29 protein-coding genes and 1 pseudogene are annotated in these 22,343 nt (G+C 71.3%); 12 read left to right on the top strand and 18 right to left on the bottom strand.

Annotated elements, in window-relative coordinates; genetic code table 11:
• Positions 1 to 8: 8 nt before the first annotated feature.
• Positions 9 to 518 carry an NUDIX domain-containing protein gene (locus C569_RS0103085; RefSeq protein ID WP_018784361.1) on the top strand — a complete coding sequence of 170 codons (510 nt, stop codon included), beginning with the start codon at positions 9 to 11 and terminating at the stop codon, positions 516 to 518.
• 188 nt (positions 519 to 706) lie between these two features.
• Here the strand turns inward: C569_RS0103085 and C569_RS0103075 are convergent, their stop codons facing one another.
• A complete protein-coding gene (locus C569_RS0103075; RefSeq protein ID WP_018784359.1) occupies positions 707 to 1,357 on the bottom strand; it encodes a LysE family translocator in 651 nt (216 codons plus the stop codon).
• A 135-nt stretch (positions 1,358 to 1,492) separates the two neighbouring features.
• Between C569_RS0103075 and C569_RS29735 the strand changes: the two genes are divergently transcribed.
• Positions 1,493 to 1,783 (top strand): GNAT family N-acetyltransferase, encoded by a 291-nt coding sequence (locus C569_RS29735; RefSeq protein WP_018784358.1) that lies wholly within the window; start codon positions 1,493 to 1,495, stop codon positions 1,781 to 1,783.
• Here the strand turns inward: C569_RS29735 and C569_RS0103065 are convergent.
• Positions 1,778 to 2,185, bottom strand: coding sequence for a YkvA family protein (locus C569_RS0103065; protein ID WP_018784357.1), 408 nt, complete (start codon positions 2,183 to 2,185; stop codon positions 1,778 to 1,780). The genes C569_RS29735 and C569_RS0103065 overlap by 6 nt on opposite strands.
• A 134-nt stretch (positions 2,186 to 2,319) precedes the next feature.
• Between C569_RS0103065 and C569_RS0103060 the strand changes: the two genes are divergently transcribed.
• Positions 2,320 to 2,784 carry a DUF1992 domain-containing protein gene (locus C569_RS0103060; protein WP_026267633.1) on the top strand — a complete coding sequence of 155 codons (465 nt, stop codon included), beginning with the start codon at positions 2,320 to 2,322 and terminating at the stop codon, positions 2,782 to 2,784.
• Positions 2,785 to 2,790: 6 nt separating this feature from the next.
• Here the strand turns inward: C569_RS0103060 and C569_RS0103055 are convergent, their stop codons facing one another.
• The gene (locus tag C569_RS0103055; RefSeq protein ID WP_026267632.1) at positions 2,791 to 3,357 is read right to left on the bottom strand and encodes a maleylpyruvate isomerase N-terminal domain-containing protein; all 567 of its coding nucleotides are present in this window, start codon (positions 3,355 to 3,357) and stop codon (positions 2,791 to 2,793) included.
• A gap of 5 nt (positions 3,358 to 3,362) precedes the next feature.
• Positions 3,363 to 4,139, bottom strand: coding sequence for a class I SAM-dependent methyltransferase (locus C569_RS0103050; protein WP_018784354.1), 777 nt, complete (start codon positions 4,137 to 4,139; stop codon positions 3,363 to 3,365).
• 229 nt (positions 4,140 to 4,368) lie between these two features.
• Between C569_RS0103050 and C569_RS0103045 the strand changes: the two genes are divergently transcribed.
• Positions 4,369 to 5,334, top strand: a complete 966-nt coding sequence (locus tag C569_RS0103045) for a TerC family protein (protein WP_026267631.1) — start codon at positions 4,369 to 4,371, stop codon at positions 5,332 to 5,334.
• Positions 5,335 to 5,759: 425 nt separating this feature from the next.
• Here the strand turns inward: C569_RS0103045 and C569_RS0103040 are convergent, their stop codons facing one another.
• From C569_RS0103040 to C569_RS34030, 5 genes are all read right to left on the bottom strand, one after another.
• Positions 5,760 to 6,635: a tyrosine-type recombinase/integrase gene (locus C569_RS0103040; RefSeq protein ID WP_018784352.1), complete on the bottom strand. Its 876-nt coding sequence runs from the start codon at positions 6,633 to 6,635 to the stop codon at positions 5,760 to 5,762.
• Between the two features lie 1,085 nt (positions 6,636 to 7,720).
• Positions 7,721 to 8,302 carry a hypothetical protein gene (locus tag C569_RS0103030; protein WP_018784351.1) on the bottom strand — a complete coding sequence of 194 codons (582 nt, stop codon included), beginning with the start codon at positions 8,300 to 8,302 and terminating at the stop codon, positions 7,721 to 7,723.
• A 67-nt stretch (positions 8,303 to 8,369) separates the two neighbouring features.
• A complete protein-coding gene (locus C569_RS0103025; RefSeq protein WP_036344979.1) occupies positions 8,370 to 8,957 on the bottom strand; it encodes a hypothetical protein in 588 nt (195 codons plus the stop codon).
• A gap of 344 nt (positions 8,958 to 9,301) precedes the next feature.
• Positions 9,302 to 9,442 (bottom strand): hypothetical protein, encoded by a 141-nt coding sequence (locus C569_RS33005; protein ID WP_155945484.1) that lies wholly within the window; start codon positions 9,440 to 9,442, stop codon positions 9,302 to 9,304.
• Positions 9,443 to 9,617: 175 nt separating this feature from the next.
• A complete protein-coding gene (locus C569_RS34030; RefSeq protein ID WP_231394703.1) occupies positions 9,618 to 9,692 on the bottom strand; it encodes a hypothetical protein in 75 nt (24 codons plus the stop codon).
• Positions 9,693 to 9,973: 281 nt separating this feature from the next.
• On the opposite strand from C569_RS34030, the gene C569_RS0103015 reads away from it, so the two are divergent.
• Positions 9,974 to 10,219 (top strand): hypothetical protein, encoded by a 246-nt coding sequence (locus tag C569_RS0103015; protein ID WP_018784348.1) that lies wholly within the window; start codon positions 9,974 to 9,976, stop codon positions 10,217 to 10,219.
• A gap of 9 nt (positions 10,220 to 10,228) precedes the next feature.
• Here C569_RS0103015 and C569_RS33000 read toward each other — a convergent pair whose 3' ends face one another.
• From C569_RS33000 to C569_RS34835, 4 genes are read right to left on the bottom strand one after another with little or no spacing between them, the layout of a single operon-like run.
• Entirely contained in the window at positions 10,229 to 10,390 is a 162-nt protein-coding gene (locus C569_RS33000) for a hypothetical protein (RefSeq protein WP_018784347.1), read from the bottom strand.
• A complete protein-coding gene (locus C569_RS0103005; protein WP_018784346.1) occupies positions 10,372 to 10,734 on the bottom strand; it encodes a hypothetical protein in 363 nt (120 codons plus the stop codon). The genes C569_RS33000 and C569_RS0103005 overlap by 19 nt, the downstream gene beginning before the upstream one ends.
• Before the next feature lie 11 nt (positions 10,735 to 10,745).
• The gene (locus C569_RS33585; RefSeq protein ID WP_304412561.1) at positions 10,746 to 11,945 is read right to left on the bottom strand and encodes a transposase; all 1,200 of its coding nucleotides are present in this window, start codon (positions 11,943 to 11,945) and stop codon (positions 10,746 to 10,748) included.
• Positions 11,946 to 11,962: 17 nt separating this feature from the next.
• Positions 11,963 to 13,648 (bottom strand): DUF4158 domain-containing protein, encoded by a 1,686-nt coding sequence (locus tag C569_RS34835; protein ID WP_304412560.1) that lies wholly within the window; start codon positions 13,646 to 13,648, stop codon positions 11,963 to 11,965.
• A 162-nt stretch (positions 13,649 to 13,810) separates the two neighbouring features.
• On the opposite strand from C569_RS34835, the gene C569_RS0102995 reads away from it, so the two are divergent.
• Positions 13,811 to 14,290 carry a hypothetical protein gene (locus tag C569_RS0102995; RefSeq protein ID WP_018784345.1) on the top strand — a complete coding sequence of 160 codons (480 nt, stop codon included), beginning with the start codon at positions 13,811 to 13,813 and terminating at the stop codon, positions 14,288 to 14,290.
• On the opposite strand, the gene C569_RS0102990 is transcribed toward C569_RS0102995, so the two are convergent.
• Positions 14,287 to 14,880: a TetR/AcrR family transcriptional regulator gene (locus tag C569_RS0102990; RefSeq protein ID WP_018784344.1), complete on the bottom strand. Its 594-nt coding sequence runs from the start codon at positions 14,878 to 14,880 to the stop codon at positions 14,287 to 14,289. The two genes, C569_RS0102995 and C569_RS0102990, sit on opposite strands and share 4 nt — an antisense overlap.
• Positions 14,881 to 14,926: 46 nt before the next feature.
• On the opposite strand from C569_RS0102990, the pseudogene C569_RS0102985 reads away from it, so the two are divergent.
• Positions 14,927 to 16,169: pseudogene (locus C569_RS0102985) on the top strand (macrolide family glycosyltransferase); the annotation flags it as partial.
• Positions 16,170 to 16,221: 52 nt separating this feature from the next.
• Here the strand turns inward: C569_RS0102985 and C569_RS0102980 are convergent.
• A complete protein-coding gene (locus C569_RS0102980; protein ID WP_231394691.1) occupies positions 16,222 to 16,743 on the bottom strand; it encodes a DUF1062 domain-containing protein in 522 nt (173 codons plus the stop codon).
• Positions 16,744 to 17,153: 410 nt separating this feature from the next.
• Complete coding sequence (locus tag C569_RS0102975) at positions 17,154 to 17,462, bottom strand: hypothetical protein (RefSeq protein ID WP_018784341.1); 309 nt, start codon at positions 17,460 to 17,462, stop codon at positions 17,154 to 17,156.
• Between the two features lie 479 nt (positions 17,463 to 17,941).
• On the opposite strand from C569_RS0102975, the gene C569_RS0102965 reads away from it, so the two are divergent.
• The 4 genes from C569_RS0102965 to C569_RS0102950 all read left to right on the top strand — a co-directional run bounded on the left by C569_RS0102965 (position 17,942) and on the right by C569_RS0102950 (position 20,587).
• On the top strand, positions 17,942 to 18,469 hold the full coding sequence (locus C569_RS0102965) for a DUF2087 domain-containing protein (RefSeq protein ID WP_018784339.1): 528 nt from the start codon (positions 17,942 to 17,944) through the stop codon (positions 18,467 to 18,469).
• Entirely contained in the window at positions 18,466 to 18,975 is a 510-nt protein-coding gene (locus C569_RS0102960) for a GNAT family N-acetyltransferase (RefSeq protein WP_018784338.1), read from the top strand. Before C569_RS0102965 ends, C569_RS0102960 begins: the two co-directional genes overlap by 4 nt.
• Before the next feature lie 74 nt (positions 18,976 to 19,049).
• On the top strand, positions 19,050 to 19,484 hold the full coding sequence (locus C569_RS0102955) for an Hsp20/alpha crystallin family protein (protein WP_018784337.1): 435 nt from the start codon (positions 19,050 to 19,052) through the stop codon (positions 19,482 to 19,484).
• Between the two features lie 113 nt (positions 19,485 to 19,597).
• Entirely contained in the window at positions 19,598 to 20,587 is a 990-nt protein-coding gene (locus C569_RS0102950) for a tyrosine-type recombinase/integrase (RefSeq protein ID WP_018784336.1), read from the top strand.
• Between the two features lie 60 nt (positions 20,588 to 20,647).
• On the opposite strand, the gene C569_RS0102945 is transcribed toward C569_RS0102950, so the two are convergent.
• On the bottom strand, positions 20,648 to 21,019 hold the full coding sequence (locus tag C569_RS0102945) for a VOC family protein (protein ID WP_018784335.1): 372 nt from the start codon (positions 21,017 to 21,019) through the stop codon (positions 20,648 to 20,650).
• Between the two features lie 100 nt (positions 21,020 to 21,119).
• Between C569_RS0102945 and C569_RS0102940 the strand changes: the two genes are divergently transcribed.
• Positions 21,120 to 21,578, top strand: coding sequence for a hypothetical protein (locus C569_RS0102940; RefSeq protein ID WP_026267628.1), 459 nt, complete (start codon positions 21,120 to 21,122; stop codon positions 21,576 to 21,578).
• A gap of 3 nt (positions 21,579 to 21,581) precedes the next feature.
• On the opposite strand, the gene C569_RS0102935 is transcribed toward C569_RS0102940, so the two are convergent.
• Positions 21,582 to 22,268, bottom strand: coding sequence for a thymidine kinase (locus C569_RS0102935; RefSeq protein WP_369752976.1), 687 nt, complete (start codon positions 22,266 to 22,268; stop codon positions 21,582 to 21,584).
• Between the last annotated feature and the right edge of the window lie 75 nt (positions 22,269 to 22,343).

Here is a 22,343-nt window from a genome sequence, read left to right as displayed (position 1 = left end):
TGCTCGCCATGGCCGTCTCGCCCTACATCACCCGCCTGCGCCGCCACGTCGGGCACGACCTGCTCATGCTGTACGGCGTCAGCGGCGTGGTCACCGACGACGCGGGGCGGGTGCTGCTGGCCCGCCGGGGCGACAACGGCCGCTGGTCGGTCCCGGCCGGCACCGTGGACCCGGGCGAGCAACCGGCCGACGCGGTGGTGCGCGAGGTCCACGAGGAGACCGGCGTCGAGGTGGCGATCGACCGGCTGGCCGGCGTGGCCACCCATCCGGTGGTCTACCCCAACGGTGACGCCTGCGAATACCTGAACGTCTGGTTCCGCTGCCGGGCGATCGGCGGGTCACCGACGGCCGACGGCGACGAGTCGCTGGCGGTGGCCTGGTTCGCCCCGGACGCGCTGCCCGACCTGGACGACTGGTCGCGGCTGCGGATCGGCACGGCGCTCACCGACGACGCCCCGCCCTGGTACGCCGCGCCGGGCCGGAGCCACCCGGCACTGCACCAGCCCGACAACCTCTAGCCGAACACCATCTCGTACGGCCGGTCCGGGGCCAGCGCCACCGGCGACACCAGTCGCACCCGGATCCGGCCCGGCGACCAGGTCAACTCCTCGACCGTGACCCGGCCCCGGCAGGTGATGCCGCGGAGCGTGCCGGCGGGCAGGGTCGGAGGCGGACGTGGAACAGCGCGCTGAGGCGCGTACCCCGGTCAGGGCGTGGCGGCGGCGGCGCGGGAGCGGTCGGCGGCGATCCGCACCGCGAGCGCCGCCAGCACCGTGCCCATCACGTACCGCTGCAGGCGCGCCCAGCCCGGCCTGCGGGTCAGGAACGCCGACACCGAGCCGGCGCTGAGCACGATCAGCGCGTTCACGGTGAGCGCGACGACGATCTGGGTCAGGCCGAGCAGGAGACTCTGCACCGCCACCTGCCCCCGCGCCGGGTCGACGAACTGCGGCAGCAGCGACACGTACAGGATGGCGATCTTCGGGTTGAGGAGGTTGGTGACCAGGCCCATGGTGAACAGGCGCCGGGGCCGGTCCGGCGGCAGCGGCGCCGGGGCGAACGCCGACGTGCCACCGGGGCGCAGCGTCCGCCAGGCCAGCCACAGCAGGTACGCCGCGCCGGCCAGCTTCACCGCCGTGTACAGCGGCGGGACCAGCACGAACACGGTGGCGATGCCGGCCACCGCCGCGGCCAGGTAGACCAGGAAACCGGCAGCCACGCCGAGCAGCGACACCAGCCCGGCCCGCCGCCCCTGGGTCACCGACCGGGACACCAGATAGACCATGTTGGGACCGGGTGTGAGGACCAGACCGAGCGCCACCAGGGCGATTCCCATGACCGCGCCGACAGTGACCACGTCGCCTCCCCGTTGCCGACCGTGAACCGGACACTACGCCGGTCGCCGCGGTACGCGGGTGCCCGTGACGCGACAGTGGGTGTTATGCGGGTCACGTGAGCGGCGCACACCGGTGATACCTGCCGCAGGTCGCTCGTGCTCAAGGACGTCCGCCCGGGACGCCCGGCCGCCGAGGTCGGCTACTGGACGGCAGCTCCGGCGCGCGGCCGGGGTGTCGCGCCACGGGCGGTGGGGGCGGTCACCGGGTGGGCGTTCGCCCGGTTCGCCGCCGCCGGCCTGACCCGTCTGGAGCTGCTGCACCAGGTCGACAACCCGGCCTCCTGCCGGGTCGCGGAGAAGAGCGGGTACGCGTTCGCCGAGGTGATGCCGGCCCGCCCGCCCTTTCCCCGCGACGGCCACCGCCATGTCCGCCACCTGGTCTCATGACGGAGGAGACGTGACAGTGCCGCCGAGCAGGCGCAGCAGCAGCCGTGGCTCGCCCGGCCACGCGTCGAGCAGCACCTGCCGGGGTACCTGCCGGGCGGCGTAGCGTAACGCGAGCGCCACCACCACGATGTCGTCGAGCGGACCGATCACCGGCAGGAACTCAGGGATCAGGTCGATCGGGCTGGCCACCCAGAGCCCGGCGACCACTATCGCGACCCGGGCGCGGCGGGGCACCCGCGGGTCGCGGCGCAGCCGTCGCACCGCTGTCACACAGTCGGGTACGAACGCGGCCAGATCGCGCAGGATGCCCGGCGGCAGGCGCCGGGCCAGCAGCACCAGCACCCCCCAGCTCACGATCAAGCCGACCGTCGCCATTCCGAGACCGATGAGCCAGTCGCGCACGCCGACACCTCTCTCCGTACTCCGTGCAGCACGCTACGCGGCGTCCCGCCCGGCGCGCGGGAACAGGCCGGCCCCGCGCGACGCTGACCCTTGTCGGACGGTGGCGGATACGGTGGGTACGGGAGGTGACGGCGGTGACGACAGGCTGGGAGGCCGCGGTCGAGGCACAGATCCGCTCGGCCCAGGAGCGCGGCGAGTTCGACAACCTGCCGGGCGCCGGCAAGCCGATCCCGGGGCGCGACATGCCCTACGACGAGGGCTGGTGGATCCGCAGCTTCATGGAACGCGAGCAGATCCCGTCCGACCTGCTGCTGCCCACGCCGCTCCAGTTGCGCCGCCGCATCGAACAGCTCCCGGCCGAGCTGCGCGACCTGCCCACCGAGGAGGCCGTCCGGTCGTACGTGGCGGCGCTCAACACCGAGGTGGTGGCCTGGCTGCGTACCCCGACCGGGCCACGCATGGTGGTCCGCCCGGTGAACGTCGAGGAGGCGGTGCGCCGCTGGCGTGCCGACCGGGAACGCAACACACCGGTCGTCACGGCGCCGGAGCAGCAGCGAGCCACTCCGGCCCGGCCGCGCCGGCGCTGGTGGCGTCGCTGAGAACGTTCAGGAAAGCGCCGCCTGCCAGGTCCACGCGGTACGCCGGGGACGGTCGCCGAGCGGTGCGCGGCCGGTCAGCCACAGCAGCACCGGCACCGGGTCGCCGCCCGGCGCGTCGGGGAACAGCCGGCGTACCACCCCGGCGCACAGCTCGGCGGGTGGTGACCAGTCCAGGCCGAGCCCTCGGGTCAGGTCGTGCGTGTGCAGGAGGATCTCGGCCACACCCATCGCGGCGAACCCGCCCGGATCGCACGGGCCGAAGTGCCACGCGCGGTCGTCCGGATTCGCGGCGTCGATCGTGGCGGCCAGCATCCCGGCCGCGGCCGCTGCGATCGTGAGCACCTCGGCGGGCGTGGCGTCGGCGCGTACCCGCAGGTCGAACGGCAGATAGCCGCCGCCGGGCCGACCCGACACCTGACCGGTGTACGCGACCAGGTCGTGCGCGATGTGCGCGGCGGTGGTCCAGCAGGACCAGTCCAGGCCGCCGGCGCGTACCGTCCAGTCCCGGTCGCCGGCGGGCCGCAGCACCGCTGTCGCCGCGGCCGCGGCGGCGCGGACGTCCGCGCCGGTCATCGCCGTCACAACCGGCGTACGCGCAGCACGCACGTCAGCATCGGGAGCGTGAACTCGCCGTCGGTCGTCTCCGGCCGGCCGGCCAGGTAGGCGCGGATGCGGTCGAGCGCCTCCGCGCGGTCCCGGTCCGGCATGACCAGCATCCCGGCCCGGGTGGCGAGCGTCGCCACGAGCGAGTCGGCGGTACGGCGCTGGCCGTGCGGGAACTCCGCCTGCTCGGGCGAGCCGAACCGGGCCTCGCCGGTCTCCGGCAGGTGCATGCCGGTCGTGGTGGCGCGCCAGCTCGCGGGCGTGTCCCGGGGGCCGATGGCGGCGCTTCCGCTGACCGCCGCGAGCCCGGCGACCCAGTCGACCCGGTCGTCCACGACGTTCCACAGTCCGGCCAGGACTCCGCCGGGGGAGAGGATCCGGGCGATCTCCGGGCCGGCCACTGCCATGTCGAACCAGTGCATCGCGTTGCCGGCGACCACTGCGTCGACCGAGGCGTCCGGCAGCGGGATCGCCTCGGCGCTGCCGGAAAGCGCGCGTATGCCCGGCAGGGTGCGGCGCAGTTCGGCGAGCATCGCCGGGTCCGGCTCGACCGCCGTCACGTCGTCGGTCACCTCGGCCAGCGTGGCGGTGAGCTTGCCGGTGCCCGCGCCGAGGTCGAGCGCCCGCGCGCCGGGCGCGGGTTCGAGGGCCCACCGCAGAGCGGCCCGCGCGTAGTCCGGGCGGTGTTCGGCGTACGCCGTCGCCGCCGCGCCGAACGACGAGGAGTGCCGACGTCGTGCGTCTTCGTCCATCCAGGCACCCTATCGGCGGCCGGCCACCCTTGACGTACGAACTCTGCTTCGTGAATAATGGGTCATAGTTCGAGGGGGAGTACCCGACGATCCACGTACCGCCGTCAGTACGGGCCCGGCCCATCCGGATCCCGGCGATGCAGCCACCGTCACGGGTGGCCCGGGGAGACCGTCGTCCAGCAGCGCCGGAACACCGTGTGCCGGCCCGGGCGAGAGGTCTCCCTTCGTGATGTCCGTGTCCTGGTGGATCTGGGCCGTCCTCATGCTGGCGATCGCGGCGATGCTCGCCGTCGATCTGTTCCTGCACCGCGACAACCACGTCATCGGCTTCCGTGAGGCAGCCGTCTGGTCCGGCATCTGGATCGCCGCCGGCCTGCTCTTCGGCGTGGTCCTCTGGGCCTGGCAGGGCGGTGACGTGGCCGGCACCTACTACGCCGGCTATCTGATCGAGAAGGCGCTGTCGATCGACAACGTCTTCGTCTTCGCGCTGATCTTCACCTACTTCGCCGTGCCCGCCCCGTTCCAGCACAAGGTGCTGTTCTGGGGTGTCATCGGCGCCCTGGTCTTCCGGTTCGTCTTCATCTTCGTCGGCGCCGAGCTGCTCGAGACGTTCTTCTGGACCGCGTACGTGTTCGGCGCCTTCCTCATCTACACCGGCTACAAGATGGCGTTCCGCCACGACGGGCAGACCCCGCCGGACCGCAACCCCGTCGTCCGCCTGGTCCGCCGGATCGTCCCGACCGACCCCGCCTACCACGGTGACAGGTTCGTCGCCCGGATCGACGGCAAGCGGGTCGCGACCCTGCTGTTCGTGGTCCTGATCGCGGTCGAGGCCACCGATCTGATCTTCGCCATCGACAGCGTCGCCGCGATCCTGGCCATCACCACCAGCACGTTCATCGTCTGGACCGCCAACGCCTTCGCCATCCTCGGCCTGCGCAGCCTCTACTTCTGCCTCGCCGGGCTGCTGCGCCGCTTCGTGCACCTGCACTACGGCCTGGCCGTCCTGCTCGCCTTCGCGGGCGTCAAGTTGATCCTCTCGGAGACCCCGGTCGGCAAGCTGCCCATCCCGGTCACCCTCGGCGTGATCGTGGTGACGATCGCGGTGTCGATCGTGTGGAGTCTGCGCAGCACCCGGGGCGCCGAGGCGAACGACGTCGACGCGGCCGACTCACCGGCGAACTCGGCGCGCTGATCCTCCGCCACCGCGTTTTCCCGTCAGGACGCGCTCTGCTCACACGCCACACCCACCGACAGGCGGGTATCGGGTTCTCGTCCGGACGGTGAGCGGCACGCACCCCGGAACCGCCACCCAGGTGCCGCCGGTGAAGACCGACCATGCCCCAGCCGGGAGCCGCCACAGTGGCAACGGAGTCGGCACACGACAGGCGCTGTCCGCCCTCCGGCAGGAGCGGGCGCGTATTAATGGATTACCGATAACAGTATTTCCTTAACCTGGACGGTCAAAAAGGACTAATCAGCACTGCACCATAATGACAGTTATGTGCGGACCAACTCCTTGGAAGCCGTCGGCGTACGATCACGCCACCGAAGCCGACCCCAGGGAGGGGGCCGACCGGAATACGCCGGAGACCGGCAATAGGTCGGTGAATCCGCTGGTCAGCGGTCGGTGAGGAGGCTGTTGATCGCGGCTTCGCGGTCGGCGTCGGTGGGCAGGCTGTACGTCCGGGTGGTTTCGAGGCGGGCATGTCCCATGAGTTCGGCGACCAGGACGATGTCGTGGCCTTCGCGGACGAGGCGGGTGCCGAAGGTGTGGCGCAGGACGTGGCCGCCGGTGAAGTCGGTGGTGACGGCGGCCTCGTCGGCGATGGTGAGCAGGATGTCGTGGGCGCCGCGGTCGGAGAGGCGGCCGCCGCGCTGGTTGAGCAACAGGGCGGGGTTGTCGGCGCCGGGCCAGGCGGGGCGTTCGTCGTTGATCCAGAGTTTCAGGTGTTCGTGCAGGCCGGGGTGGACCGGGATCTCGCGGTACTTGCCGCCCTTGCCGGCCCGGACGGTGATGACGCCCTTGCGGGCGGACAACTGCACGTCGTCGAGGTCGAGGGCGACGACTTCGCCCAGGCGCAGGCCGGCGTAGTAGGGCAGCAGGGCGACGACCCGGTCGCGGGGGCTGAGCCAGCGCTCGACGGTGCGCAGCCAGCGCACGCTGTCGCGGGCGTCGAGGCTGCGGGGGGCGCGTTTGGGCAGGTCGAGCCGGGCTGCGTTGAGGGTGCCGAGACCGGATCGGGTGTAGAAGTCGCCGAGTGCGGCGAGGATGGTGTTGATCGTGGCGGGTTTGCGTTTGGCCACGGTCTGCAGGTGGGCGCGGTAGTCGCGGACAGCGCCGTCGCGGGCGGCCGGGTCGGTGAGTGGGTCGCCGTCTACGTCGGCCGCAGCGAGCCAGGCGAGGTAGCCGCGGGTCCGGGAGGTGTAGGCGCGGCGGGTGTCGTTGTCGAGCATGGTCGCCTTGGCCAGCTGACCGGCGTACCGGTCAAGCACCGTCTGCAGAGGGGCGGGCAGGACTGTCGGGGCGCGACCGCGGCGCGGTGCTGCGGTGGCCCGCGCGGGATCGCGGTGATCGGGTTCGTCGGCGGCCCGCCGAAGAGGCTCCGTGTTATCTGAAGTGGTTCCGGTGGCCTGCGGATCCCGTTGGTGCGCGTTATCTGGAGTCACGTCGGGAGCGTACTTCAGATAACTAGCCTTATCTGTAGCAAAAAGATCATGGCGCTTCGGTCCATGGCCCCGGCCCGTATGGTGCTGCGCATGACGACGTCTCCCACGCGGATCAAGGTTCACGAGAACCCGCACGCTCCCGTTGAGATCACCGGCCCGACCGCGGCGGCCGTGCTGCGACGGGCGGCGGAATGGCTGGAGAAGTTCGGCGGGGCCATGGTTGCTTCTCGCGGCCAACTGGCGCGGCGACATCGGCGAACTCGTCTAGGACTCCGACGAGCCGCTCTACCGGATGGACCTGACCGTCGACATGAGCATCGCGGCCCAGGAGGATCGGTGGCCCCGGGACTGGTTCCACAGCCAAGACTGACCGTGACCATGATTCGAGCGGCGTCAGGGTCCACGACGGCGGGTCTTCCGAATCGGGCCGAAGGTGGCGGTCCACCGCTTGCCAGCCAGGGCCGGTCGTACGGGCGGATGCCTTCGGGTGCACGGGCTCGGTTGAGCCGACGGTGACGGAAATGTCGACGGCGTCGATACCCGCGTCCTTCGACCTGGGCGTGTTCCGGGATCCGCTCACCGGGGTGTACCGGGCTCCGGACGAGTCGACGGTCCGGCGGATCCTGGCCGATGTCGACGCCGACGTCCTGGACGCCCCGGTCGGCCGGTGGGTGCTGGTGTCCCTGTCCGCACCACGCTCGGGCCGGCGGATACAGCGTGGACGGCAGAACCTTACGAGGCAGCGGACCGGTCGGCGTCCAGGTGCATCTCCTGGCGGTGCTGGACCAGCGCACCGGAACCGTCCTGGGTCAAGTCGGACGTCGACGGCAAGACCAACGAGCCCGTCTCCGGCCACTGCTGGCCCCCGGCCTTGGGCTCTGCTCGTGAGCGGACAACATGAAACCGGCCGGTTAGCTAGGCGACATGCGCAGGCGTGTGGTGGTGACGGAAGCTTCTGTTCCGGTGACCATGATTAGTGACGTGCCGATGTAGCCGCCGCATGCGACGAGGTGGTGGTCGGTGGTCATGTCCGGGAAGGTGAGGTAGATCCAGTCTTTGGGTTCGCCGTCTACGGGCATGGTGCGGGTGGCAGTGGGATCGCGGGGCAGGTCGGCTTCGAGGCGTTCGAAGAACTCCGGTGGTGGAGGTCCAGCGCCCCAGGGAAGCGTGCCGAGGCGTCCGAGCTGTTCCAGCTGGTAGTTGGTCAGGCATTCGCGGAGGCGGGCGCCGAGTGAAGTGCCGTCGGTTTCGTCTCTTGCCGTGGTGACGTCGATGGTCGCGTCGTCGTCCAGTTGGTGGACGAGCCGCACTGCGGCGTATCGGTGATCGTCTTGGTCACCGGTGGTTTCCCAGGTGCGGCCGGCGAGGCGGGAGCGGTAGTGGGGAGCCTCCAGCGTGGCGAACTTCACCCCGAGCCAGCGGTGGATCTCCTCGGGTGTCGGCTGTATCAGCCAACCCCGATCGTGCTGGCCCGACTGGTCGTGTACGCGCATGCTGGAGGCTCCCTCAATCCCTACGTGGCGCCGTCTTCCGCCGAGGCTTTTCGCTCAGCGCGATTCGCTACAGGTAGGCGCTGGCCTCGGGTCCGTGGGAGTAGCAGATGGTGCCGTTGGACAGGGTGGCGATGCTACCCGGGAGGACATCGGCGTAGGCCCAGCCGGGGCCGCTGGAGGTGAAGCCGTGGGTCTTCGCCCACCAGCGCGTCGGCGTGGACGGGTCGTCCCATGGCTTGGTGCTCGCACCGTAGTTGTCGATGACGCCGACACGCCACCTCGTGAAGACCGCGCCCGGCCAGTCGGGGCGGATGGAGTAGCCGGTGTAGATCGATGAGTAGTGCTTCCGCGTATCCACGGCGGTGAAGTAGACCCACGAGGTCCCGCACTCCCCGGCGACCTCGTTCTGGGTGGTGAACTCCCCCTTCTTCACGGCGTACTCGACACCGTTGGAGTCGAGGCGGACTTCGTAGCCGTTGGCCTCGGCGATCTTGTGGTCAACGCCGATGCGCTTCATCGGCGAGGTGATGTAGGTGCCCGTCGGGTCGGGCTGCGGAGTGGGCTTGGCCGCGTGAGCGGCGGCCGGCGACAGGCTGGCTGCGATCGCCATGGCGCCGATCGCCGCGGCGGCGCGTAGACTTGCTCGGAACCGCATAGGCCCTCCTTCTGGACAGAGCTGGGCTTGCGGCGGATATCGGTGGCTGTGGTGCCTAATCACCGCAGCCATCGCCGTATCCGTGCACTTCGTTCCTATCAGACCATCGAGCAACTCCGCTCCCCCCACAGTGGAGGGGCGCAGCCGGTTCGATACCCGGTGAAGATCGCTCACCGTCAGCGGCAAGCCCATCTGGTATCGCTTTCCCGCAATCTTTCGGTGACACTGGGTGAGTGTGTGGCCTTGCTTGTCGAGCCGGTGTGATCTGAGTCACTGTCATCTCTGTTTCCGGGACGTCCACGGTTGCGCGAGGCGCGGGTGTAACCCGGCGGCTGGGCCTGCTTTCAGCGGTAGTTGCGGCGGTGGGTACGGGCAGGCTCAGGTGGTTTGGCGGTGCGCAGGCCCGCCTCGACTACGCCCGGCGCGTCGACGGTCGCGGTGTAGCGCACGACGGCGTTGACAGTGAGGCTAACCAGGTCGCACATGCGAGGGCGTCTCCGGTGGTAGCGGTGGCCTCGTAAAGATGCGGTCTTCCCGAACGGCTTGAAGGGGCAGGCCGGCGATGTGACGTGGCCAGTAGGGGCTGGAGTGCCCGTAGTCCTGGCGGAAATTAACGGATCCGGCTGACCAAGGCAAACACGCGGGGGTGTCCGCTCTGTTCTAGCTGGCCTCGGCGGTCAGTTTGGCGAGGTGACGGTAGATGGCGGGCCGGGTGACGCCGAACTCGGCAGCGATCTGCTACACGGTGTGCAGGCGCCGGCCGTCGGGCCGGTCTCCTCGTACATCTGCTGGGCGATCTTCGCCTGGCGCGGCGTCAGCTTCGGTTTCTGCCCGCCGGTGCGGCCACGTCCGTAACCGATCCGCATGCCTGTTTCCGCACACGATGCAGCGCTGCCGCGCGCAGCAAGATCAGAAATTTGGTGAGCTGGGACAGCTACCCAAGCGCCGGGCCTTCTCCCGCTGTTGGGCTGTAGCGGGGCCGCCACCGGTGTCCGGGGGCCGTCATACTGGCGGGCATGGCTGAGGTCACGCGCAAGGACGTCGATGAGTGGGTCGAGATGATCGCCCGGTTGCACGACAACACCGCCACCGACCTCGGCGACGAGAGGGAAGCGGAGCGGGCCGTGGCGATGCTGTGGTCCGGGTTCGGCTACCTGGACGCGCCCCTCGATGTCCTGCGCATGTTCGTGCAGGCCATCGAGGTCGGATACATGGCCGCGCTCGCCGATGTCCGGGATGGGAAGGTCACCGTCGAGTCGTAGGCACGCCCGTCACCGCAGACGGCGGGCCTGCGCCGCGGCCATGTCGAGGGCCTGGCCGGCCTTGCGGATCGAGCCGATTGCGTCGTCGCAGGAGCCAGGCAGAGTGCTGTTGGCCCGAGCCGACAACAGCGCCGCGGTCGCGGCGGCGGAGATCAGCGCGGTGCGCAGCACCGGATCCTCCCCGATCTCGTCCAGCAGGGCCTGCACGCCCTGGACCAGACGCATGGCCCGCCATGGACGTGGCCGAGCACGTCGGTGCGGGAGTCCGCGCCGGCCGCGGCGAAGGCCTCGCCGGCGGCGGCCTGGATCGTCGGGTGGTCGGCGCCGGCGTCGCGGGCGGCCAGCTCGGCGGCGATGGCCTGTATCTCCGCGGCGCCGACCAGGCCGTGCGACAGGTGCAGCACCGCGTCGATCGTGTTGGCGTCGGCCGGGACGGTGGCCGGGGCGCGTAGCGCAGCCAGCAGCGGCAGCAGCTCGTCGACGCCCAGCGGCGCGCTCGCGGCGTTCGGGGTCATGGCCCAGCAACCTACCCGGCCTCGGCGAGAGCGAGGTGCCCGTCGACGGTCTCGGCGGGCGGGTTGAGGTCGAGGACCCAGTCGCCGAAGCGGCGGATGGTCGAGGTGATGTACGGGGTGACGGTGGCCAGGTCGTCCGGGTCGATGCTCCAGCCTTCGCGGCTCAGTTCGTTCGCGGTGGCGGTCAGGTCCAGGGTGGTGGAGTAGATCGCGCAGTTGGCGAGCAGCTCGTTGAACTTCACGATCTTCTCGTGGTGCTCCGGGTCGTTGTCCGCGAGGACGCCGCCGCCGAACATGAGCCACTTGGAGAAGCCGTGGAAGGCCTCTACCCGGTTGGTGATGCGGGTGATGCCCTCGCGCAGCTCCGGCTCGGACAGATATCGCAGCAGCACGATGGTCCTGACGGCGCGGCCGAGCTCGCGGAACGCCCGGTAGATGCGGTTGCGGCGCGACTCGTTGCCCAGCCGGCGCAGCAACGCGGCCGAGGAGATCCGCCCGGCCCTGATCGACAGGACCACGCGCATGATGTCGGCCCAGTGGGTTTCGATGAGCTGCCAGTCCACGGCGTCGTCGGCGAACAGCCGGTCGATGTGCTGGTAGCGCATCGTCTTGGCGGGTCGGTAGAAGATCAGGTCCTGCCAGTTGCGGATTCGGGGCAGCAGCTCGAACCCCAGCGCCCAGCTGAGCCCGAAGACCGGCAGCGACTGGCCCTGCGTATCGGTGTGGATGATCTCCGGCTGCACCTCGGAGGTGTTGTCCAGCAGGCCCTGTAGCAGGTGCACGGCCTCCCACACTCCGCAGGGGATGAAGTGGGAGAACAGGGCGATGTAGTTGTCGGCGATCAGCCGGTAGGCGATGCCGCCGTACCCGCCGTACCGAATGCTCGTCTCGGCCAGGAGGTTGTCCGACCAGGTGTCGATCTGGGTGCCGTCGGCGCCGACGCGGGAGCCGTCGCCCCACAGCCGGGTCATGTCCAGCCGGGTGAACGCGTTGATCACGTCAGCGGAGGCGGCGTGGATCTTCTTCGCGTCGGCGTGCTTGTTCGCCAGCGACAGCTCGTGTGCGCTGACTGTGCCGCGCATGTGCCGGGCGACCTGCGCCGGGCCGAGGTTGGCGCCCTGGCAGAACGTGAGCAGCACGTACCGGCCGAGCGCGTCGCGGATCTTCGGGTCCGACCCGGACGCGGGCCCGAAGTGCCGGTGCCAGCCGATCCCGTATGCGGTGCGGGTCAGTATGTCCAGAATCCCGCGCTCCGGCAGCTGTTGCAGCAGCTCCGATTCCAGCGCCAGGGCGGAGGCGCGGCGATCTTTGCCGCGGCGGCGTCGGCGGGCAGCCCGGCCTCGGCGCAGTAGGCGTCGACCAGCGGGGCGCACTCGGCCTCGGTCAGCAGCTGCGCGGGGAAGTTCGCGTACGACTCGGAGCCGACCACCGCGATGTCACCGGAGCGCAGCTCGGCGGCCAGGTAGAAGAACACGCACGCCTCGAAATGCCGACGCACCAGCTTGCCCGGCCGACGGCGATCGACGATGAGTTTGCGCCACTCCGCCGAGGCGAGCCCAAGATCGACCTCAGCACCGTCGACGCGGCCCGAGATGACCTCGCCGGTCTTGGCCCGCTGTCCGCGCAGGAACCGGACCGCGTCCAGCACACCCCGCTCGGCGCTGGTCGGCTCCAAGACGAGAACGTCCAGCAGATCGAACAGGCCCGAGCGCGATGAGCGGTAGAACCGCTCGACCAGCGGCAGGTAGTTGTTGCCCAGGTGCGCCGAGACCGCCTCGTGCGCCGCCGACAGCGCGGCCACCCCGCCCGCCTCGGCCAGGACACCGAGCACCAACCGGCCGGCCCGGGCGCAGATCTCGTCAGAGGGGTCGAGCAACCCGCTGGCTTCCTCGTCCGGAGACACCCCGAGAGCCTCGCGGGCGCCGGCCAGGACATCGCCGAACGCGCCCAGCAGCCGCTCCGACTCGGCCCGGTTCGCCTCCCGCAGCTCCTCCAGACGCTCCCGAGCCCGTTTGTGGATCGCGCCCATCCGCTTGCAGAACATCGTCGCGATCTCGTCGCGGGCCCGCACCCGCGCCTGGTGCAGCAACGTCACCACCAACGCCCGACGTTTGCCGTCGCCGTACCGGCGCAGATCCGACGCGTCAGTGACACGGGCCTCACCTGCGAAGTGCGACACCTTCGCCGGCGGCACACCCCGCAACCACACCTCGGTCGGCCCCAAACCGTCCAGCCAGGCCAGGTGTGCCACATGGTTCTTCAACCGCTGCACCGTCGCGGCCGGCGCCGGCGTCTTGAGCCGGTCGAAGTCGCTGCGCCGGGTCACCGGATCCACCACCAGCATCGCATCTACCACCGCGACCTGCGCCCGGCTCATCCGCGCGTCGATGCCCGCGTACTCCGCGGTGTTCACCGCGGTCCGGACCGACGCCGCCAACTCATCCAGCGTCGTGTAGCCGGGCAACTCCAGCCGAGCCCGGACCAGCTCTTCGAGGGCCACATTGATCAGGTCGGCCGGGTTGTCCTTCGTCAACGCCGCAGCCCGGATCGCCTGCTCCGCGACCTCCCGGGCCCGGCCCGGATCCGCCGTGATCCCCAGCCGCTGCCGCACCAGCCCGCGGTGATGCCGCAGCGTGCGCTCCGAATCATGCTCCGCATCGACGTCCGGCTTCAGCTCCAGCACGCCCCGAATGTGCTCCACGATCGGCAGCGGCATCTCGAACAGATCCGCGAAGTACCCCAGCCGGTGATACGTCTTCAGCAACACCACCAACGCCAGCAGATGCCGCGCCGACCGGGTCCGCTCCCGAGCCCACCCGATCTCATCAGCCGTCGGCGTGAACGCCTCGTGCAACTCCCGCACCGACACGGCCGGCTTCAACCGCGGATACGCGGTCCGCTCGATCGACGCCACGAAGCCACCACCCGATCACCAACCGGACAAAGGCCCCCGCGCCGCCGCAGACTCTAACCAACATCAATCCCCGCAGGGAAATCCACAGCTCAACGCAACCCTGAAACGCCTATTGCCGGTCTCCGGCGTACTCCGGTCGGCCCCCCCGGGGGGTCGGCTTCGGTGGCGTTCGACGCGACACTGGCCAGGATCAACGACGGCGTCCAGATGCATCACCAGCACGGTCGGCGGGAGAACGCCCGCAACTTGTTCACCCGGATCTGGAACGAGATCGGCGCGGAGCAGGGCGACCCGCTGCATGTCTGCGTCCTCGCCCACGCGATGGCCGACGTGCAGGACGACGTACGCCATGAGCTTGTCTGGGACCGGCGGGCGCTCGCGGCGGCTGACCTGCTCACCGACGAGCAGGTCGCGCGGGCCGGGGTGCCGATGCCGGTTGCCGGGCTGTACCCGTCGCTGCATCTCAACCTGGCGGAGTGCCACCGCAGGCTCGGCGAACTCGACCAGGCGAGGGACCACCTCCGGCGGGCCCGGGAGGGTGTCGAGGCGCTCGGCGACGACGGCTACGGGAAGTTGATCAGAGGTGGCCTGGACCGGTTGTCGCAGGAACTGGCCGCCGACAGGCCGCAGGCGAATGGCTAGCCGCGAATGCTCGTTGACGGGGTGACGGCGGCGACGACCAGGTCGACGATGCCGTCGGCGTAGTCGTCGGTGAGCGGTCCGTTGCGCAGCAGCCAGCGGTGGTAGAGCGGGCCGAACAGCAGCTCCACCACCTGGTCCAGCGCCGCGTCGGGGCGGACCTGGCCGGCCTCGCGAGCGGCCTCCAGGCGAACGCGCACCGCGTTCAGCTGAGGGCGGAGCAGTCGGTCGCGTGCCTGCGCGCCCAGTTCCTCGTCGGCGAGCGTCTCGATGGTGATGGCGCGGGTGGTGGCGGACAACCGTGGATCGGCGAACTCGGCGACAGTGGCCCGGAGAACCTGACGCAGGTCAGCCCGCAGGTCACCGGTGTCGGGCAGCGCGACGACCTCCGGCACATCGTCGGCGAGCGCATCCAGGATGACCGCGCCCTTGCCGCGCCACCAGCGGTAGATCGTCTGCTTGCCGACGCCGGCGCGGGCGGCGATCGCCTCGACGGTCAGGGCCGGGTAGCCGGTCTCGGCCAGCAGTTCCAGGGCGGCGGCGAGGATCGCGCGGCGGGAATGCTCGTTGCGGCGCGTGGGCTGCGGGGTCACCCCACGAGCCTACAACGAGACGAGACGTATCGTCTTGACGGTTCGGGTGCGCCGTGGTCTTCTGATCGAGACGGAACGTCTCGTCTCAGCGAGGATCAGGAGATCACATGTCGCACATCGCCATGGTCAGCATCCCGTTCCACGGCCACGTCAACCCGAGCTTGGAGATCATCCGTACCCTCGTGCGGCGCGGCCACCGGGTCACGTACGCCAACGATCCCACCTTCGCCGAGGCGATCCGGGCCACCGGCGCGGAGCTGAAGCCGTACACCTCGACGCTGCCCGCCGACGGCGGCGCCGGAATCGACGATCCGATCGCGCAGCTCACGCTCTTCCTCGACGATGCCGTCGCCATGCTGCCGCAGTTGCGGGCCGCCTACGACGACGACCGGCCGGACCTGTTCCTCTACGACATCGCCGGCGCGCCGGCCCGGCTGCTCGGCGAGCAGTGGGGGATTCCGGCCGTCCAGCTCTCCTCCACGTTCGTCGCCTGGGACGGCTACGAGCAGGAGATGGCACCCGCCGTGGAGGCGATGCGGGCCGATCCGCGTGGCGCCGACTACTACCGGCGCTTCACGCAGTGGCTGACCGCTGAGGGCTCGTCGGTCACCGACAGCATGGCGTTCCAGGGGCGGCCGGTTCGCGGCCTGGTCCTGCCGCCGGAGGCGCTCCAGCCGAACGCCGACCGGGTGGACCGGTCGGTCTACAGCTTCGTCGGCCCGGTGCTGGGCGACCGCTCCGACCAGGGATCATGGGTACGGCCGGAGCGCGCCGGGAAGGTGCTGCTCGTCTCGCTCGGCTCCGCCTTCACCCGGCAGCCCGAGTTCTACCGCCGCTGCCTCGCCGCGTTCGGTGACCTGCCCGGCTGGCACGCGGTTATCCAGATCGGCGAGCACGTCGACCCCGCCGAGCTCGGTCCCGTGCCCGACGGCGTCGAGGTCCACCGGTGGGTGCCACAGCTGGCCGTACTGGAGCAGGCGGATGCCTTCGTCACCCACGCCGGCATGGGCGGCAGCAGCGAGGGCCTCTACTGCGGGACGCCGATGATCGCCGTACCGCAGGCGGCCGACCAGTTCGCGAACGCCGAGCAACTGGCCGCCCTCGGCGTCGCCCGGGTCGTCGACTCGGCCACCGTCACCGCCGCGGAGCTGCGCGAGGCGCTGCTCGATCTCACCTCGGACCCCGCCGTGGTGGCCCGCACTGCGGAGTTGAAGCGGCAGGTCGGCGCCGCCGGCGGCGCCGACCGGGCCGCCGATCTGATCGAGGCCGAGCTGACAGTCGCACGTGGTGGTGCCGGGCGGCGTGGTCGCGGCGGCACCAGCCGCCGCGACCACGCCCCGGTCAGTCGTCCGCCAGTACGGTGAAGGTGAATCCGGTGCTCGTCGGGCGCTTCAGCGGGATGTCGGACTTGACCCGGCGCAGCACCTCCGCCCGGGTGAGGCCGAACCGGCGCGCGATGAGCCGGTCCGGCCGTACCGGCACCGGATCGTCGAAGGTGACGTCCACCTGCACCGGCCACCCGTCCAAGGGCACCGTGGGCGCGTCGAGCGTCCACGCGTCCGTCCAGTCGAGGGTGAAGCGGCAGCGCCGGGCGAACCACGGGTCGAGCAGTGTGGCCGCCACCAGATCGGGATCGTTGAGGTGATGGCCGTGCAGATCGGCGGGATCGAACGAACTGACAGGTGCCCGCTCGCGGACGGTGAGCTTGATGGTGCGGTCGCAGGACACGCACCGCACGAGCAGCCACACGTCCAGCAGCTTGCCGTTGGCGTTGACCCGGAACCGGCCCTTGGCGGCGGTGGCCGACTCCGCCCGGCAGACGGCGCAGCGCAGCGACAGCAGCGGAAGGCGGGTCCGGCGCACGACCCAGGACAGCACGATATGTGGTTGGGATGACATGAAGACCTGATCTCTGAAGACCTGACGCGAGGCCGATTACGCGCGGCCTCGGACGCTGTGCCGGGCGCGTGAGAGCAGCCCGGTGAGCCGGTGCGCAGGCACCGGCTACAGGCGTGGGGAACGTGTCAGGTTCTAGAGAGCAGGAGGGGTCACGCGAATCGTCCTTCTTCGCTGCGACGACAGATGCAGGGAACGTACGGGAAGTCCGAAACCGCTCTCAACCCGTTTCCGGCGCCGCTGCATCACACGTCACTTCACTTCGGCGGCACCGGGCCCGCGAGGAGGCGGCGGTCGCCGCCGGCATGCTCCGACCGCGTCCGGTCGAGCGTGGGCCGCCCCCGGGAGTACCGGGGGCGGCCCCTTTCTGCGTACGGTCAGCGTCGGGTGCGGTCGTTGATCTCCGCGCCGGACTCGCCGGGCATGGCGCCGATCGCCTCCTCGGCGGCCCGGCCGCCGGTGCTCTCGTCGCCCTGCTTCAGCGAGCTGCGGGGCAGCCCGGCCAGGTGCGCCGGGTCCTCGATCGGCTGGGGCGGCCACTGGTCCTGCGTACCGTCGGTCACCCCGGCGCGGCGCAGCGCCTCGACCAGCTGGTCCGGCGACAGGCGGTCGACCTCCTGTATCCCGGCCCCGCGCGCAATCGCCTGCAGTGTCTTCAGGTCTTCGCTCACGAATGTCTCGGCCATGCCCGAGCCTTCCCGGCCCCCAAGACAAGGAAACCGGTGGGCCTGCTCGGCCAGCCGTCGATCATGAAGTTGCACCGGGCAGAACGGACACCGGACACGTCGACCTCGTGATCGACGCGAAATGGGAGGTCTGGTCAGCGGCGCGCGGGCCGCGGCGCCGGTCTCCGGCACCACGGTCAGCCACCAGCCGCCCTGCGCTGTCGCCAGGCAGCACTGCCACGGCGACCGCGCCGAGGTAGTCGAGCAGGAAGACCGGCCCGCTGACTCCCCAGAGCATGGCGTGAGGTATCTCAGGAGCGGGCCTACCTCGGTGTCCCAGATCTGTGACCACGAACACCGCAGGCCCCGGGCGACGAAGCCGGAGGCGTTCGCCCACCCGACGCGGGGCCGGGTGGGGCTGCACGTCATGCACCGGCGGCTGTGAGCGCGGCCGGAAAACGCCTCGCCGGATCCGGCGGGTTGCTGACAGGCTGCCCGTCATGACCGCTCATGCCCTCGCCGGGGCACTCGCCGACGAGGGCCGCCGGACCGTGTTCGCCGTGATCGCGCTCGGCGCCCGGGACGTGCCGGCCGTGATGGCCCGCATCGGCCTGCCCGCCCGCGAAGCCGCCGTGGCGGTCCGCCGTCTCACCGACGCCGGGGTGCTCGCCGACGACGGGGGCGGGCTGCGCGTCGACGCCGAGCGGCTGCGCGAGTTCGCGCGGGCCGGCGCGGCGTCCCCGTCGACGTCGGCGGCGAACCCGCGGGAGACGATCCTGCGCACGTTCCTACGCGACGTCGCGCTGACCCGGCTGCCCGCGCAGCGGGGGCGCCGCCGCGTGCTGCTGGAGCACATCACCGAACGCACCTTCGAACCCGGGCGGCGCTACCCGGAGCGGGAGGTCGACGACGCCCTGCGCCGCTGGTGCGAGGGCGGCGAGGCCGACCATGTGTCGCTGCGCCGGTACCTGATCGACGACATGCTGCTCACCCGCGAGCAGGGCGTCTACTGGCGGACCGGGCCGTGACCGGCTGGAGCACGCGGGTCGTGCGCCCGGACGAGCCGGACGCCGCGCTGGTGTTGCGGGAGTACATGGCGGAGATGGTGCGCCGCTGGTACGGCCGTCCGGAGCGGCCCGGTGAGGTGGACGCCGCGCTGGCCGAGGACCCGAGTGACGACCTGGCCCCGCCCACCGGGCTGCTGGTGGTGGCCTGCCGCGGCGGTCGGCTCGCCGGGTGTGCCGGACTGCGGTGGCAGTCGGGCTGGGCCGAGCTGACCCGGGTGTACGTGCGCCCGGAGCACCGGGGCGCGGGGGGCGGGGCGGCGCTGATCGCCGCGGTCGAGGCGTACGCGGCCGACGGCGGAGCGACCCGGATCCGGCTGGACACCCGCTCCGACCTGGTCGAGGCGCGCGCCCTGTACGCCCGGCACGGCTACCGGGAGATCCCCGCCTTCAACAGCGGCCCGTACGCGCAGCACTGGTTCGAGAAAGCACTCGCGGGACGAGTTGACGACGCGGCGCAGGCGCGCTAAAACAGAACCAGGAACTTGAGTCACACGGACTCAACTTGAGACCTTGGGTCAGGAGAGCCGAGGAGGCAGCAACCATGTTGATGCGTACCGACCCGTTCCGCGAGATCGACCGGATCGCCGAGCAGTTCTTCGGCACCACCGCCCGGCCCGCCGTGATGCACCTCGACGCGTACCGCGACGGTGACCACTTCTACGCGGCGTTCGACCTGCCCGGTGTGGACCCGGACAGCATCGACTGCACGGTCGAGCGCAACGTGCTGACCGTCCGTGCCGAGCGTCGCCGCCCCACCGGCGAGAACGTCGAGCTGGTCGCCGCCGAGCGTCCGATGGGCACGTTCACCCGGCAGCTGTTCCTGGGCGACACGCTCGACACCGACCGGCTGGAGGCCGGCTACGACAACGGGGTGCTGACGCTGCGCATCCCGATCGCCGAGCGCGCCAAGCCGCGCCGCATCGCGGTGAGCACGCCCGCCGAGAGCAACGGCCACCGTCAGCTCACCACCGCCTGAGCAGGTCACGCCGACGCGCGGGGGAGGCCGGCCCACCGGCCGACCTCGCCGTCGTGCCGGTGGGTCAGCGCGCCTCATCGCCAAACCGCCCGCCGGCTGAGAGCCTTTCTCACATGCTTCGCTCCGAGGTGCTGCCGCGCGCCCGCCCCGCCGCCCTGCCCGCCGGCCCGGCCGACGTCACCGAGGCGTGGCTGCGCAACCGGCGGCTGTCCGAGCACACCCGCGACGCGTACCGCCGCGACGTCACCGGCTGGCTGACCTGGTGCGCCGAGCACGCCGTCGACCCGCTGCGGGCCACCTTCCTCGACGTCAACGCCTACGGCCGCGAACTGGAGTGCACACCGCGCGGCCGCGCCGGCCGCCCGCTCACGCCGGCGACCGTCGCCCGCCGCCTGTCCGCGCTGTCGAGCTGGTACGACTTCCTCGTCAAGCTGGGCGCGGTGCCCGCCAACCCGGTGTCGGCTGCGGACCGGCCGCGCGTCGACCGGGACCACTCCGCCACCGTCGGCCTGACCCCCGACGAGGTCGACGCGCTGATCGCCGCCGCCGAGGCAGACACCGGACCGGCCGCCGCCCGCAACCGGGCCGCTGTCGCGCTGCTGGCCGACCTGGGGCTGCGGGTCGGGGAACTGGTCGCGCTGGACGTGTCCGACCTGGGCACGGAGCGCGGTCACCGCAGCGTCCGCTTCGTCGGCAAGGGCGGCAAGGTACGCCGGCGTGCGCTCACCCCGGGCACCGCGTACGCGGTCGACGCCTACCTCGCCGCACGGGCCGCCGCGCAGGGTGTCACGGTGCCGGAGCTGACCGGTCCGCTGCTGGTCACCACGACCGGCGGCCGGATGGACCGGCACGCCGTGTTCCGGCTGGTGCGGCGCCTCGCGCAGCAGGCCGGGATCGCCGCCTGGGCGAAGCTGTCGCCGCACTCGCTGCGGCACGCGTTCGCCACCACGGCGCGCTCCGAGGGGGTGCCGCTGGAGGACGTGCAGGACGCGATGGGGCACGCCGATCCGCGTACCACCCGCCGCTACGACCGGGACCGGCACAACCTGGACCGCGACCCGGCGTACGCCATCTGGGCGGCCCGGGCCCGCCGCCGCGGCTGACCGCCGCCGGCGGCCGCGATGCGGGCCGCGCGGTGCTCCGCGGCCCGCATCGCGGACCGGTCAGCCCTGGGGGCGCGGGCAGAGGCAGAACGGCTGCCCGACCGGGTCGATCAGCACGGTCCACCGCTCGCCGCCGGGCTGGAACTCGGGCCGGATCGCGCCGGCCGCCACCAGGTCCTTCTCCGCGGCCGCCACGTCGTCGACGTAGAGATCCAGGTGGTAGCGCTTGTCGCCGCTCTCGTCCGGCCACGCCGGCGGCGTGTAGCCGGGCACGAGGCCGAACCCGATCGCCGGGCCGTCCTTGACGATCATGGCGTACTCGGCCTCGCTGTGGGTTATCTCCCAGCCCAGCGCCTTGGCGTAGAAGGTGGCGTGCGCGGCCGGGTCGGAGCTGTCGATACTGATCATGGCGATGTCGGCGTGAGCTGTCATGCGGACAGTCTGCCGCCGATGCCCCGCCGTTCGCTGTCCGGTACGAGCGCGCGTCGCAACCGGCTGCGCGTCACCGTCCGGTTGCCTACCGTCGACGGTGATGGGCAGGCAGCGGGATTGGCACCACACGGCCCGGCGTCGCCGCCCGCTACGCGCGGGTGTGCTGATCGCCGGTCTCGGCGTGGGCACCTGCCTGATCGGGGTGGCCGGGCTGGCGGCCTGGAACGCGCAGGTGGTGTTCCAGGCCGACGGGCCGGTGCGGGAGACCGCCGACGGGTTCTTCCGCGACGTCGCGGCCGGTGACACCGACGCGGCGTACGAGCGGCTGTGCGCCGACGCCCGCGAGAAGTGGAGCCGGACCGGTTTCGGGAGCTGGGTGCGGACTCCGCCGCAGGTCAGCGGCTACGAGATCGTCGACGTGTCGGTGACGACCCGATCCGGCAAGCCGACCGGGACGGTGATCGTGCGGATCAACCGCGACGGCGGCGGCAGCGAGGAACGCGAGTTGCCGGTGGTGCCGGAGGGCGGCGGCTGGCGGGTGTGCGGGGATCCGTTCTGACGCTCAGGCGCGCGGGCCGAGGTCGCCCGCGCGGTAGTGGCGCCGGCACAGCACCTGGTAGCGCACGTCGGCGGTGTCCACGGTGTCGCCGATGACGACCTGCGCGCCCTCGCGGACCACCCGGCCGCCGACCACGCGTGCGTTGAGCAGCCCTTCCCGGCCGCACCAGCACAGCACCTCGACCTGGATCCGGGCCACCTCGTCGGCCAGTTCGAACAGCCGCTGCGCGGCCGGGAACAGGCAGGACCGGAAGTCGGTGGCCAGGCCGAAGGCGTACACGTCGACGTCGAACCGGTCGACCAGCTCGGCCATCTGCTCGATGTGTTCGAGGTTGTAGAACGAGGCCTCGTCGCAGATCAGGTAGTCCACGCGTACCCCCTCGGCCCACGCGTCGCGGACCAGGACGCGCAGGTCGAGGTCGTCGGTGACCTCGACGGCCTCGTGGGCCAGGCCGATGCGGGTGGTGACCTGTGGGCCCAGCGAGCGGTCGATGCGGGTGGTGACCAGGCCACGGCGGCCCTGCCGGGCGTGGTTGTGGTTCATCTGCAACGCCATGGTGGACTTGCCGCAGTCCATCGGCCCCCAGAAGAATTTCAGCGCGGCAGCGTGCAGCGGCCGTCCGTCGACGCCGCGGGCGGCGGCGCAGCCGGTGGCTCGGTCGTCGCCGGGCCCCGGCAGAGGGCGGGCCAGGCAGGTCGGGGCGGCGTCGTCGGTCACGTCGGGGCAGCCTAGTCCATCGATGCCCCCTGATCCGGCCCGCGATGA

This window comes from Micromonospora sp. CNB394 (assembly GCF_000374985.1).
In the GTDB taxonomy this organism is placed as follows: domain Bacteria; phylum Actinomycetota; class Actinomycetes; order Mycobacteriales; family Micromonosporaceae; genus Micromonospora; species Micromonospora marina.
This window is presented reverse-complemented; position numbering and strand designations above follow the sequence as displayed.